Here is a 12,416-nt window from a genome sequence, read left to right on the forward strand (position 1 = left end):
TCCGGGGTGTCGGAACCCGTTGCGCCCCGTTACGCCGATTCGTCGCGCGGCGAAGGGGCTCTGGCGTGCGGGTTCGCACCGGCGGGGGCCGCATGCGCCGGGTCGCGGCGGGTTTCGGCCGGTCCTGCCGCCGGAGTCACCCCTCTGTCAGGCGGGCGCGGAGTGAGCGCAGGTGGTCGCGCAGGTCCGCCCAGGGGAACGTCGCGCCGCTCGGTTCGTCCGAGTCGGGGTTCGGGAGGCGGTCGGTGTCGAGGAGGACGGTGACGCCCCAGGCGCGGAGCTCGGCGACGCTGCGCGAGAAGACCGGGTGGCGGGCGAGCGCCGCGTTGGGCCACGGCGCGGCGACGATCGGGCGTCCCTGGCCGACGGCCTCGTTGAGCAGGCCGAGCGCCAGCGTGTCGCTGATGCCGTGCGCCCACTTGTTGACGGTGTTGAACGTCGCCGGGACGACGGCGAACGCGTCGGCGGGCGGCAGGACGTCGGGCTCCTCGGGCCGCTTGTAGTCCGAGCGGACGGGCAGGCCCGTCAGCTCGGACAGCCGCGCGGCGTCGACGAACCTCGTGGCGGCCGGCGTCGCGACGGCGCAGACCGTCCAGCCGTCGCCGAGGAGCCGCTCGACGAACGAGGGCAGCTCCGCGGCGGGGCGCCCGCCGCAGGCGATCACGTACAGCACCGGACGTGCGGGCACCCGACCTCCTCGGTTCCGATCGGGTTCCAGCCTCCCACGTCCGGGTCAGGTCTCGACGTCGTCGGGTCCCCAGTGCGCCTCCATGCGGACGATCTTGCCGTCGGCGCCGAACGTCATGACGTCGATGACGCGGACGCGCATGCCGGGGACCGTCACGGTGAAGGCCATCGCGGCGCGGTCGCCGTGCGAGCCGCGGATGGGGGCGTCGAGCGAGAGCTTCGCGCCGGCGGCGACGGCGTTGCCGTAGAACTCGTCGATCGCGGCGCGGCCCTCCATCGGCGGGTTGCCGACCGGGTCGACCACGACGGCGTCGTCGGCGAACAGGCCGGTGACGGCCGCGGGGTCGCCGGAGTTGAAGCCGTCGACATAGGCCTGGAGCGTGCTCTTCATCTGTTCCTGGGTCGGCATGCGACCGAGGCTACCAAGCGCCCGCTTGGCTACCCGTTCGCGGCATCCGGGTCATGATGGCCACGCCTGCCCGGGCGGAGGGCGGCGACCTTAGGCTGCTGCGTGACGGGAAGGCCCGACACGAACCGGAGGAGCGATGACGGACGCCGCACGGGCCACCGGGGAGCCGCCGAAGAAGGCGGCCTACCGGCGGTCGGCGGGATCGCCGCGCGGCGAGGCGAGGCGGCGCGAGCTGCTCGAACGCGTCACCGACGACCTCGCGGTGAACGGGCTCGTCGACTTCTCGCTGCGGCGCGCCGCCCGCGCGGCCGGAACCACGCACAAGGTCCTGCTCTACCACTTCGAGGGCGCCGACGACCTGCTCCGGCAGGCGGTCGCCCGGCTGCGCGACCGGCGCATCGGCAACGCGCTCGCCGCCGCCGCGGAGCACGGCGGCGGGACGCTGGCGGACCGGGTGCGGGCCGTCTGGCGGTCCCTGACGGACGAGGACCCGGGACTGCGGCGGGTCCTCGACCAGGCCATGGGCCTCGCCATGTACGACGTGGACCGGCACGGCGAGCTCGGCCGCGGGGCGTCCCGGCAGTACATCCCGATCCTGGGATCCTTCTGCCCGCCGGACTGGTCCGAGGCGCGCAGGCTCCAGGTCGGCGAGATGATCCTCGCGACGCTGCGCGGGTTCCTGCTGGAGCGGCTGATCAGCGGCGACGCCGGCGGCGCCGACGCCGGGTTCGAGGCGCTCGTCCGCGCGCTGGAGCGCGAGGAGGCCGCCGCCGAACCGCCGGCGCCCTAGCGCAGGCTGAAGGCGGCCGCGCGCCCGGCGCGCTCGACGGACACCGCGCGCTCGACGGACGCGGCGTGCTCGACGGACGCGGCGCGCTCGACGGACACCGCGCCCCCGGCACGCTCCTCGGACGCGGCGCGCCCGGCGGGCTCGTCGGACGCGGCGCGCTCGGCGCAGGCGGCCAGGCCCTCGAGAAGGTCCGCCGCGCCGCCGGCGGCCTCGTCGTAGTGCCAGTGGCGGACGAGGGCCTCCCCCTCGGGGCCGGGGTCGAAGCGGCCCTTGGCGAAGCAGCCGGCGACGGCCATCCGGACGATCACGCGGTCGCAGTCGTCCAGCTCGGCCACGTAGGCGGCCGCGTCGATGAGCCCGATCGCGGCGCGGGCGTTGCGGCAGTCGTCGGCGGGGTCGGGGCGGGCGATCCGCCACTGCGCGTACGGGCGCAGGTACTCCGCGATCATCACGGTTCGGTGCACGCGAGGTCCTTCCGGTCTCCGGGACCTCCCATGCTGCGGACGGCGCCGCCGGCGGGCGGGCGCCTTGACCGAGGTCTTGCCGCCCGCTGACCGATTGATCGTCCCGGCCCGGCGGCGGTGCCTAGGACCCGGCCAGCCCGTGCCGGAAGGCGTAGGTGACGGCCTGCGCGCGGTCCCGCAGCCCCGCCTTGGCGAACAGGTTGTTGATGTGGGTCTTCACCGTCGCCTCGCTGATGAACAGGTCGCCGGCGATCTCGGTGTTCGACCGGCCCTGCGCGATCAGCGCGAGCACCTCCGCCTCGCGCCGGGTCAGCCCGTCGGGCAGCTCGCCGCGGGCGGCGCGCACGGGCCGCTGGTCGGCGGCGACCGCCTCGACCAGCCGGCGCTGGATCGCCGGGTCGAGCTGCGCCGCGCCGCCGCGCACCGCGGCGACCGCGCGGGCGATCTCGTCGGCGCCGGCGTCCTTGGTGAGGTACCCGCGGGCCCCGGCGCGCAGCGCCGCGAAGATCGACTCGTCGTCGGCGTAGGTGGTCAGCACGACGACCTCGACCTCCGGGTGCGCCTGCTTGATCCGCCGGGTCGCCTCCACCCCGTCCACCCGCGGCATCCGCAGGTCCATCAGCACCACGTCGGGCCGCAGCTCGGCGACCATGGCGACGGCCTGCTCGCCGTCGCCCGCCGACCCGGCCACCTCGATGCCCGGCAGCAGCTCCAGCAGCAGGACCAGGCCCTCCCGCACCACCGTCTGGTCGTCGACGACCAGGATCCTCGTCTCGTCGCTCACCGTGCCTCGTCCCGTGCCCCGTCCCGCGTCACGCCGGCACCCGGAGGGCGACGCGGAACCCCTTGCCCTCCGGCCCGGTCTCCAGGGTCCCACCGATCAGCTCCGCGCGCTCCCGCATGCCGACCAGCCCGTAGCCGCCGCCCTCGATCTCCAGGACCGGCTCGGTCGCGCCGGTGTCGGTCACCTCCAGCCCGACGGCGTCGCCGAGATAGCGCAGCGTGATGCGCGCGCGGGCGCCGGGCGCGTGCTTGCGGACGTTGGTGAGCGCCTCCTGGGCGGTCCGGACGACCGCGAGCCCCGCCTGCGGGGGCAGCTCGCGCGGCACACCGGTCACCCGGACGTCGCAGGGGCGGCCGGTGCTGGCGTAGAACTCCTCCGCCAGTTCCGCGATGACCTCCTTCGGCTCGGGGATCTCGCCGCGCAGCGTCGCCAGCGCGCGCCTGGTCTCCTCCAGGCCGGACTTGGCGAGGTTGCGCGCGCGCTCGACCCGGTCGAGGGCCTGGACCCGGTCGCCGTCCCGCGACAGCAGCAGGCGCGCGCCCTCCAGGTGGACGATCTGCGCCGACAGCGAGTGGGCGAGGATGTCGTGGATCTCGCGCGCGATGTGCGACCGCTCGGCCAGGACCGCGTTGGCCGCCTCGGCGCGGCGGGTGGCCTCCTGCGCGAGGACGTTCTGCCGGCTCGCGAGGGCGCCGAGGGTCAGGCCGATGAACGCGGCCAGCAGCCCGTAGTCCGGACCGCTGTCGTAGGCCTCCCCCAGCGCGGCCACGACGATCACGGTGACTGCGCCGATGGCGAGGCCCCAGCGCACCTTCGTCCGCATCACCAGGGCCCACATGGCGGCCAGCGAGAAGAAGTACCCGCCGCCGCCGTGCGGGGCGACGGCGTACAGCGAGAGCGACGTGCCCATCGCGCCCAGGAGCAGCGCGTTACCGGCCGAGCGCAGGCGGGAGCGCTTCGCGCGCCCCACCCACAGGCCGGTCCCGAGGAGGGCGAACGTCGCGGTGTTGAGGAGGACCACCGCGAGGCCCGTGCCGTGCAGGGCCGGCGCGGGGGTCGAGTGCAGCAGCCCGCGGAGGTAGGCCACGGCTCCCCAGATCAGCGCGATCGTGATCGCGATGGTCCGGACGAGCCGGTCCTCGAGGGTGAAGGGTCCGAACCTCACGATGCGACGCTAGCCGGTGCGGTCACGGTGATCCGCCGTCCACGCCACACCACCAGCAGGTTCTGGACGATCAGCGTCAGGGCGAGGAAGAGCAGGAAGAGGTTCGAGCCGAGCCTGAGGCCGAGCGCGTGCCCGGCGGCGAGGAACCCGACGCGGCTCAGGATCGACACGAGCCAGGCCGCGAGGGTCCAGCCGGTGCCGCGGCGCCACAGCTCGCCGTCGCTCTCGCGCCACAGCCGGACGGTCAGCGCCCGCAGCGCGCCGAACGCGACCGCGGCGACGACCTCCCCGGCGAGGAGCGCGACGCTGAGCGCCGGGTGCGCGTCGTCGAGCAGGCCGCCCTGCGCCACGCCGACCACGGCGAGGACGGCCGGGACGGTGTAGAGCCGCCGCTCGCCGACCGGCCGGGAGCGCAGCTGCCGGTAGAGGACCAGCCCGAGGACGGCGAGCGCGAGGAGCACGTTGTCGGCGGTGTTCATGGGATCGACGGTAGGCCGGGGCGGCCGGCCCGGGGATCGGCGCGCGGCTGGACATCGGGGTCTCCACCGGCGGGTGGAGAACCCTCCGTGAGCGGCGGCTCACCACCCGGACACCGCCAGTGCGAGCTGGCCGAATCCGGTCAGGTGTGCGATCTTGATTCGAGAAACGTTCGCGTTTTTGAATCGGGTACCAACCGCGCGTGGATCGCCCCAACGCCGTCCGCGCATCTCCACCGAAAGGCGCGTCCAGAACCCGTGAAATCCCTCCTCCGCGCCGCCGCCGTGGCGGCGCCCCTCACCCTGGCGCTCGGCGCGGTCGCCGCACCGGCCCAGGCGTCCCCCCAGGCCCCCGCGACGGCCACCGAGGCGCAGGCCCCCGGCGTCCCGGCGTTCGACTTCGCCAAGGACTGCCCGCCGCTGCCCGCCGGCATCGACCCGACGCTCGGCCTGTGCATGCAGATGGTGGTGACCGGCGGCTCCATGAAGCTCGGCGGGATCAGCCAGACCATCACCCAGCCGATGCGGATCACCGTCCAGTCGGTGCAGGCCGACGCCTCGTCGAACTCGGAGTTCACCAGCGTCACGCTGACCGGCAAGCCGATGACCGTCCCCGGCGGCGTGCTCGGCCTCCTCGGCCTCAACGTGCCCGGCCTCGACGACCTGCCGTTCAACAAGGTGCAGGTGCAGCCGAAGTACACCGGCGGCTTCACCTTCAACCTGCCGAACGCGGGCCTGGAGATGAAGATCAAGATCATCAACGACGCGGTCGGGAAGGGCTGCACGATCGGCTCCAAGAAGGACCCGGTCAAGCTGAACCTCGGCGTCGACCTCGGCCAGATCAGCGTGGTCGACGAGGGCGACCCCGCCGACTCGTTCCACCACCCGCCGATCCTGCACACCCCGGCCGCCGACAACGCCTTCGCGGTGCCGAAGACGGACGGCTGCGGGCTGTTCGGGCCGGTGATCGACTGGAAGGCCGGGCTGCCCTCGGCGGCGGGCAACAACGCCGCGTCGTTCGACACCTACCTCGCCCTCGCGCCGTACGCCCCGTGGCCCTCGGCCGCCGTGCGGCGCAAGGCGGCGCAGGACCCGATCCAGCAGCTGCGCAACCTGCACATCAAGAGCTGACGCACCCCTCCCCGGGGCCGTGCACGACCTGACGGCCCCGGCCCCGCACCGGCGCGGCACCGCGTGACCCGGCCGGGGGTGGCACCCGCACCACCCCCGGTGGCCCGGCTACATGTCGATGCGCTCGGTGTCCAGCTCGGACGCGCCGGCCGTGATGAACTCCCGGCGCGGCGCCACGTCGCTGCCCATCAGCAGATCGAAGATCTTCGCCGCCGCGTCGGCGTCCTCCACCCGGATCCGGCGCAGGATCCGGTGGCGCGGGTCCATCGTCGTCTCGGCCAGCTGGTCGGCGTCCATCTCGCCGAGGCCCTTGTAGCGCTGGACGGGCTCCTTCCAGCGCTGCCCCTTGCGCTCGAACTCCACCAGCTTGCGGGTCAGCTCGCCGTCGCTGTAGCAGTAGACGTACTTGTCCTGGCCCTTCTTGGGCTTGACCAGCTCGATCCGGTGCAGCGGCGGGACCGCCGTGAACACCCGCCCCGCCTCCAGCATCGGCCGCATGTAGCGGAACAGCAGCGTCAGCAGCAGGGTGCGGATGTGCGAGCCGTCGACGTCGGCGTCCGCCATCAGGATGATCCGCCCGTAGCGGGCGGCGTCGAGGTCGAACGTGCGGCCCGACCCGGCCCCGATCACCTGGATGATCGCCGCGCACTCGGCGTTCTTCAGCATGTCCGCGACGGACGCCTTCTGCACGTTGAGGATCTTGCCCCGGATCGGCAGCAGCGCCTGGAACTCGGAGTTGCGGGCCAGCTTCGCGGTGCCGAGCGCCGAGTCGCCCTCGACGATGAACAGCTCGCTGCGGTCGTCGGCGTTGCGGCAGTCGACCAGCTTCGCCGGCAGCGCCGAGTTCTCCAGCGCGTTCTTGCGGCGCTGGTTGTCGCGCTGCGTGCGGGCCGCGATCCGGGTCTTGGCCGCCCCCGCGACCTTCTCCAGCACGGCGCGCAGCGGCTGCTTCTGGCCGCGCGGCGGGTTCTCGAAGACCGCCTTCAGCTCCCGGGTGACCACCTGCGAGACGATCCGGGTGGCCGCCGAGGTGCCGAGGATCTCCTTGGTCTGCCCCTCGAACTGCGGCTCGGGCAGCCGGACCGTCACCACGGCGGTCAGGCCCTCCAGGACGTCCTCCTTGATGACGTCCTCGTCGCCGTTCTTCAGCAGCTTCGTCGCGCGCAGCTGCTCGTTGACGACCTTGAGCACCGCCCGGTCGAACCCGCGCACGTGGGTGCCGCCCTTCGGGGTGGCGATCACGTTCACGAACGACCGGGTGGTCGTGTCGTAGCCGGTGCCCCAGCGCAGCGCGACGTCGACCTCCAGGTCGCGCTCGACGTCCGTGGGGGTCAGGTGGCCCTGCTCGTCCAGCACCGGGACGGTCTCGGTGAAGTGCCCGCGGCCCTGCAGCCGCAGCACCTCGATGAGGGCGGCGTCCTTGGCCAGGTAGGTGCAGTACTCGCTGATGCCGCCGTCGAAGCGGAACGTCTCCTCGACGACCTCCTCGCCGCGCTCGTCGCGGACGTCGATGGTGAGGCCCGGGATGAGGAAGGCGGTCTGGCGCATCCGGTCCAGGACGAGGGACTGCTCGACCGTCGCGTCCGCGAGGAAGATCTGCATGTCGGGCCAGAACCGGACGCGGCAGCCCGTGACCTTCCTGGCGACCTTGCGGATCTGCCGCAGGCCCGACTTCTTCTTGAACCGGGCGTTCGGGCGGCCCTCGTCGGCGAACTCGCCCGGCAGCCCGCGCCGGAAGCTGATCGCGTGGGTGTGGCCCTCGCGGTCGACCTCGACGTCCATCCGGGCCGACAGCGCGTTCACCACGGAGGCGCCGACGCCGTGCAGGCCGCCGGAGGCGGTGTAGGACACCCCGCCGAACTTGCCGCCCGCGTGCAGCCGGGTCATCACCAGCTCCACGCCGGGCAGGCCCGTCTTCGGCTCCAGGTCGACCGGGATGCCGCGGCCGTTGTCGCCCACCTCGAACGACCCGTCGGCGTGCAGCGTCACGCTGATGTGCGTGCAGTACCCGGCCAGGGCCTCGTCGACACTGTTGTCGACGATCTCCCACAGGCAGTGCGCCAGGCCACGGCTGTCGGTCGACCCGATGTACATTCCGGGTCGCTTCCGCACGGCCTCCAGCCCCTCCAGCACCGAGAGGTGCCGGGCGGAGTAGCCGTGCGGGTCATCGGTCATCGCTTCGGCGGTCGCGGCGGTCAACTGCGTGTGCTCCTCGGGGGTAGGACATTCGGCACGAGGGTACCCCCGAGCACCGACAAACGTTCGAAAGGCTCGCCGCCGCGGGCGTCCGGGCACCTCCGCGGCACCGAGCCCGCGGGCGCCGCCGCGCCGTCCGGGCGTTTCCCGCCCAACCCAGGGTGGAGTACCGCAACGTCCACCTCTAGGTGGGTGCACGGGGTCGCGTGATTTCCCTAATGTCCTGGTCATGGCAGAAACGATCGAGGTCAGCGGGCTCCGCAAGCGCTACGGGGACGTCAACGCGGTCGACGGGGTGACCTTCTCCGTCGCCGAGGGCGAGTTCTTCGGGATCCTCGGGCCCAACGGGGCCGGCAAGACGACGACCCTGGAGATCGTCGAGGGGCTCCGCGAGGCCGACGAGGGCGCGGTCTCCGTCCTCGGGCTCCCGCCGTGGCCGCGCAACCCCCGGCTGCTGCCCCGGATCGGCGTGCAGCTGCAGGCGTCGTCGTTCTTCGAGCGGCTCACCGCGCGCGAGCAGCTCCAGACGTTCGGGTCGCTCTACGGCGTCCCGGCGAAGAAGGCCGACGCGATGCTGGAGACCGTGGGTCTCGCCGACAAGGCGGACGTGCGGGTGGAGAAGCTGTCGGGCGGGCAGGCGCAGCGGCTGTCGATCGCCTGCGCGCTCGTGCACGACCCGGAGCTGGTCTTCCTCGACGAGCCGACCGCCGCGCTGGACCCGCAGGCCCGGCGCAACCTCTGGGACGTGCTGAGCGCCATCAACACCGAGGGCCGCACCATCGTCCTCACCACCCACTACATGGACGAGGCGGAGGCGCTCTGCGACCGCGTCGCGATCATGGACGCGGGCCGGATCCTGAGGCTCGGCCCGCCCGCGGTGCTGGTGCGCGGCCTCGACGCGCCGGCCCGGATCAGCATCGCCAGCGGCCTGCTGGACGCGGCGGACGCCCGCGCGCTGCCGGGCGCCGACGACGTCGAGGACGACGGCGTCTCGCTGATCATCTCCACCCGGGACCCCTCGGCGGTGGTGGCGGCCATGGCCGCGAAGGACGCGCTGGACGGGGTGCAGATCCGCGGCGCCACCCTCGAGGACGTCTTTCTGGAGCTCACCGGACGGGAGTACAGGGCGTGAGCACACTCGAGAGTTTCAAGAGCCTGTCCCGGGCGATGTTCCTGGGCTTCCGGCGGGACCGCGGCGCGCTGTTCTTCACCGTGCTGTTCCCGCTGATGTTCCTGGTGATCTTCGGTGGCGTGTTCGGCCACCAGAGCACCTCCAAGGTCAAGGTGCAGGAGATCGGCCGGGTGCCGATCCTGGACCAGGCGATGGCGGACAAGTCGGCCGACCTGGGCAAGACCATGAAGCTGACCAGGACCTCCGACCGGCACGACGCGCTGCACAAGGTCACCAAGGGCGACGCCGACGCGGCGGTGGAGCAGCAGGGGAACCGGCTGGTCGTGCACTACTCGGCGGCCGACCAGGTGAAGTCCGGGACCGTGCAGGGCCTGATGAACTCGATCGTCCAGGGCGCGAACCAGGCGGCGACCGGCAAGCCGCCCGCCTACCAGGTTGCCTCGCAGCAGGTGGAGGACGATTCGCTGAAGGCGATCCAGTTCTTCACCCCGAGCCTGCTCGGCTGGGCGCTGGCGTCGGCGGGCGTGTTCGGGGCCTCCCAGACGCTCGTGACGTGGCGCACGAAGGGCATCCTGCGCCGCCTCCAGCTGTCCCCGGCGCCGATCCCCACGGTGTTCGCCGCGCGTGTGGCCGTGAGCCTGGCCGTGGCGCTGGTGCAGTTCGCCCTGTTCGTGGCGGTAGCGCAGCTGCCGTTCTTCGGCCTGAAGCTCGGCCACTACTGGTGGATGGCCGTCCCGATGGTGATGTCGGGGGTGCTGGCCTTCCTGGCGATCGGGATGGTGATCGGCGCCTGGGCGAAGACGCAGGAGACGGCGCAGGCCGTGACGCAGCTGGTGGTGCTGCCGATGGCGTTCCTGGGCGGCTCGTTCTTCCCGCTGGACGCCTCGCCCCCGTGGATGCGGACGCTGGCGTACATCTTCCCGCTGCGGTACCTGAACACCGGGATGCTGAACGTGATGGGCCGCGGACTGGGGCCGATGTCCGCGCTGCCGCAGATGGGAATCCTGCTCGGATTCGCGGTGGTGGGCGGGCTCGTCGCCATGCGCCTCTTCCGCTGGGACAGCGCGTGACATTCCACCATGGCGGGACGGTGTGACCTCGGTCACTAATCGAGCCATTCCGCTGTGGGCGTACGAAGAAACAGGTTGGGAACGTCCACGTCGGGTTAGATGTTGTCCTAAGTACCGACCCCGAGCATGAGGAAGGTGCCGTGACTGGAGCCCTTGCCCCGACCAAGCCGCTGACCGTCGCCGACCGGTGCGACCGCTGCGGCGCCCAGGCCTACGTCCGTGCGGTCCTTGTAGGCGGCGGCGACCTTCTGTTCTGCGCCCACCACGGGCGTAAGTACGCGGAGGCCCTGCGCGCCAACGGGGCCGACATACAGGATGAGACCGACAGGCTGACCGAAACCCCGGCTACCGCTACGGAAGATGAGCGGTAGGGATCGAATAGCACGCCCGCTGCGGCGGCCACCGGAGACGGTGGCCGCCGTTCGCATTTCAGTCGCCACCCCCATCGGCCCCCATCACGGGGCATCGCGAAATGGATTCACAGAGTGATCAATTCCTCACTCTGCGTATCGAACTTTCACGCGCCCGGGTGACGCGCCGCCACGCGTTCGCCGTTTTCTCAGCCGCCGCTGATCGTCTTCACGCGATAGTGGTATCCGCCGGATTCGGCGAACCCCTCGGCCGCGTACATCGCACGCGCCGCGGCGTTCCGCTCGACCACCACCAGGTACGCCCGCTCGCACCCCTGCTCCCGGCCCCAGCCGAGCAGCGCGCGCAGGACGCGCCGTCCCAGCCCGCGCCGGCGCGCCTCCGGCGCCACCGCCATCGCGTAGATCCCGAGCCACTCCCCCTGCGGCACGCCCCGTCCGACGGCGACGCCGTCCAGGGACGCGTATCCGGCCGGCACGCCGGTGAGGATCTCCGTCGCGACGGGCAGCTGGTGGTCGTACCGGCCGTCCACGGACCACCACACGTCCAGCCAGCCGGGGGACGGCTCGTCCGCGATCTCCACGCCGTCCCGCTCGTACGGGCCCGCGAGATCGGCCGCCATGCCGAGCGTGGGGTCGACCACCTCGTAGCCCCGCGCCTCCAGGACCGCGTCGAGCCCCTCCGGCCGCGCCCTCTCACTCAGCGAGAACACTGTCGGCAGCCCACGCTCCCCATAGAAGAGCTCCGCGCGCGCGAGCGCGGCGTCCAGGTCGCGGGGAGCGTCCAGGGGCAGGACGGAGTTGGCGCGCTTGGTGACACCGTCGGCGTGGCGCAGCAGCCACCCGCCAATATCCTGGACGGACCGCGCCGGCCACGCCGCGCCCACGAGTCCGTCCAGGTCCCGCGGCCCGGGGACCGCCGCGCACCGAGTCATCGAAGAGCACCGCTTTCGGGGGGATCGTGCACATCCTGCTGCCGCCGTCGGAGAAGAAGGCTATCGAGGGCGACGGCCCGCCCCTCGACCTGGCCTCGCTGAGCTTCCCGGAGCTCACCGCGGCGCGCAAGCGGGTCATCACCGCCCTGACCAGGGCGTGCCGCCGCAGGGACGCGCCCGAGACGCTCGGCCTGCCGGCGGGCCAGGTCGACGAGGCCCTCGCGCGCAACAAGGCGCTGAAGGAGGCGCCCGCGCTGCCCGTGGCACGGCTCTACACCGGCGTCCTCTACGACAACCTCGACCTGCCGAGCCTGGACCCGGAGGCCGCCGCCGAGCGCGTCGTGGTCTTCTCGGGCCTGTGGGGCGCCCTACGGCTCACCGACCGCGTCCCGCCGTACCGGTTGTCCATGTCGGTCTCGCTCCCGCCCCTCGGCCGTCTGGGGACGTTCTGGAAGCCGGCGATGACGAAGGCCCTCCGGCCGTCCGGGCTGATCGTCGACATGCGCTCCGGGCCGTACGCGGCGGCGTGGAAGGCCCCTATACCGGCCGTGGCGGTCCGCGTGTTCCGCGAGACGGTCACCGGCGGAGTCCCCAAGCGGACGGTCGTCAGCCACATGGCGAAGGCGACCCGCGGGGCGATCGCCCATGACCTGCTGGACGCCGGGGCCGACCCCGCCACGCCCGAGGAGCTGCTGAAGACCGTCGCCGACCTCGGATACACCGTCGAGCTCAACGGCACCCACCTCGACGTGATCCTCACGTCCTGACGAGACCCCCGCGCAGGGGGGCCGCCCACGGCACGTACTCGA

Annotated in this window: 14 protein-coding genes; 6 read left to right on the plus strand and 8 right to left on the minus strand. The window is 72.6% G+C overall.

The features are described from left to right. Window positions 1-136: 136 nt before the first annotated feature. A complete protein-coding gene (locus amrb99_RS19870; protein ID WP_190857982.1) occupies window positions 137-688 on the minus strand; it encodes a flavoprotein in 552 nt (183 codons plus the stop codon). 45 nt (window positions 689-733) lie between these two features. Beyond that, a complete protein-coding gene (locus tag amrb99_RS19875) occupies window positions 734-1,096 on the minus strand; it encodes a nuclear transport factor 2 family protein (RefSeq protein ID WP_190857984.1) in 363 nt (120 codons plus the stop codon). A gap of 136 nt (window positions 1,097-1,232) precedes the next feature. Between amrb99_RS19875 and amrb99_RS19880 the strand changes: the two genes are divergently transcribed. After that, entirely contained in the window at window positions 1,233-1,886 is a 654-nt protein-coding gene (locus amrb99_RS19880) for a TetR/AcrR family transcriptional regulator (RefSeq protein WP_190857986.1), read from the plus strand. Here the strand turns inward: amrb99_RS19880 and amrb99_RS19885 are convergent. From amrb99_RS19885 to amrb99_RS19900, 4 genes are all read right to left on the minus strand, one after another. After that, the gene (locus amrb99_RS19885) at window positions 1,883-2,350 is read right to left on the minus strand and encodes a hypothetical protein (RefSeq protein WP_190857988.1); all 468 of its coding nucleotides are present in this window, start codon (window positions 2,348-2,350) and stop codon (window positions 1,883-1,885) included. The genes amrb99_RS19880 and amrb99_RS19885 overlap by 4 nt on opposite strands. A 121-nt stretch (window positions 2,351-2,471) precedes the next feature. After that, a complete protein-coding gene (locus tag amrb99_RS19890) occupies window positions 2,472-3,134 on the minus strand; it encodes a response regulator (RefSeq protein WP_190857990.1) in 663 nt (220 codons plus the stop codon). A 28-nt stretch (window positions 3,135-3,162) separates the two neighbouring features. Continuing rightward, window positions 3,163-4,299 carry a sensor histidine kinase gene (locus tag amrb99_RS19895; RefSeq protein WP_206700018.1) on the minus strand — a complete coding sequence of 379 codons (1,137 nt, stop codon included), beginning with the start codon at window positions 4,297-4,299 and terminating at the stop codon, window positions 3,163-3,165. Further along, complete coding sequence (locus amrb99_RS19900; RefSeq protein ID WP_190857992.1) at window positions 4,296-4,778, minus strand: DUF1453 domain-containing protein; 483 nt, start codon at window positions 4,776-4,778, stop codon at window positions 4,296-4,298. The genes amrb99_RS19895 and amrb99_RS19900 overlap by 4 nt, the downstream gene beginning before the upstream one ends. Before the next feature lie 255 nt (window positions 4,779-5,033). On the opposite strand from amrb99_RS19900, the gene amrb99_RS19905 reads away from it, so the two are divergent. Next, window positions 5,034-5,906, plus strand: coding sequence for a hypothetical protein (locus amrb99_RS19905; RefSeq protein ID WP_190857994.1), 873 nt, complete (start codon window positions 5,034-5,036; stop codon window positions 5,904-5,906). Window positions 5,907-6,014: 108 nt separating this feature from the next. On the opposite strand, the gene amrb99_RS19910 is transcribed toward amrb99_RS19905, so the two are convergent. Continuing rightward, window positions 6,015-8,081, minus strand: a complete 2,067-nt coding sequence (locus amrb99_RS19910; protein WP_190858164.1) for a DNA topoisomerase IV subunit B — start codon at window positions 8,079-8,081, stop codon at window positions 6,015-6,017. A 250-nt stretch (window positions 8,082-8,331) separates the two neighbouring features. Between amrb99_RS19910 and amrb99_RS19915 the strand changes: the two genes are divergently transcribed. From amrb99_RS19915 to amrb99_RS51205, 3 genes are all read left to right on the plus strand, one after another. After that, window positions 8,332-9,234 carry an ABC transporter ATP-binding protein gene (locus amrb99_RS19915; protein ID WP_190857996.1) on the plus strand — a complete coding sequence of 301 codons (903 nt, stop codon included), beginning with the start codon at window positions 8,332-8,334 and terminating at the stop codon, window positions 9,232-9,234. Further along, window positions 9,231-10,304, plus strand: a complete 1,074-nt coding sequence (locus amrb99_RS19920) for an ABC transporter permease (protein WP_347256756.1) — start codon at window positions 9,231-9,233, stop codon at window positions 10,302-10,304. Before amrb99_RS19915 ends, amrb99_RS19920 begins: the two co-directional genes overlap by 4 nt. A 140-nt stretch (window positions 10,305-10,444) precedes the next feature. Beyond that, the gene (locus amrb99_RS51205; RefSeq protein WP_347256757.1) at window positions 10,445-10,675 is read left to right on the plus strand and encodes a hypothetical protein; all 231 of its coding nucleotides are present in this window, start codon (window positions 10,445-10,447) and stop codon (window positions 10,673-10,675) included. 188 nt (window positions 10,676-10,863) lie between these two features. On the opposite strand, the gene amrb99_RS19925 is transcribed toward amrb99_RS51205, so the two are convergent. Further along, window positions 10,864-11,607 (minus strand): GNAT family N-acetyltransferase, encoded by a 744-nt coding sequence (locus tag amrb99_RS19925; protein WP_190857998.1) that lies wholly within the window; start codon window positions 11,605-11,607, stop codon window positions 10,864-10,866. A 26-nt stretch (window positions 11,608-11,633) separates the two neighbouring features. Between amrb99_RS19925 and amrb99_RS19930 the strand changes: the two genes are divergently transcribed. Continuing rightward, a complete protein-coding gene (locus amrb99_RS19930; RefSeq protein WP_190858000.1) occupies window positions 11,634-12,374 on the plus strand; it encodes a peroxide stress protein YaaA in 741 nt (246 codons plus the stop codon). The last annotated feature ends 42 nt before the right edge of the window (window positions 12,375-12,416 follow it).

It is taken from the genome of Actinomadura sp. RB99, assembly GCF_014706005.1.
Classification (GTDB): Bacteria; Actinomycetota; Actinomycetes; order Streptosporangiales; family Streptosporangiaceae; genus Spirillospora.

What these genes read in the sequence shown, in the direction of transcription:
- amrb99_RS19875 (WP_190857984.1), bottom strand. Translation starts at nt 1,096, where the DNA reads ATGCCGACCCAGGAACAGATGAAGAGCACGCTCCAGGCCTATGTCGAC.
- amrb99_RS19880 (WP_190857986.1), top strand. Translation starts at nt 1,233, where the DNA reads ATGACGGACGCCGCACGGGCCACCGGGGAGCCGCCGAAGAAGGCGGCC.
- amrb99_RS19900 (WP_190857992.1), bottom strand. Translation starts at nt 4,778, where the DNA reads ATGAACACCGCCGACAACGTGCTCCTCGCGCTCGCCGTCCTCGGGCTG.
- amrb99_RS19910 (WP_190858164.1), bottom strand. Translation starts at nt 8,081, where the DNA reads ATGACCGATGACCCGCACGGCTACTCCGCCCGGCACCTCTCGGTGCTG.
- amrb99_RS19915 (WP_190857996.1), top strand. Translation starts at nt 8,332, where the DNA reads ATGGCAGAAACGATCGAGGTCAGCGGGCTCCGCAAGCGCTACGGGGAC.
- amrb99_RS19925 (WP_190857998.1), bottom strand. Translation starts at nt 11,607, where the DNA reads ATGACTCGGTGCGCGGCGGTCCCCGGGCCGCGGGACCTGGACGGACTC.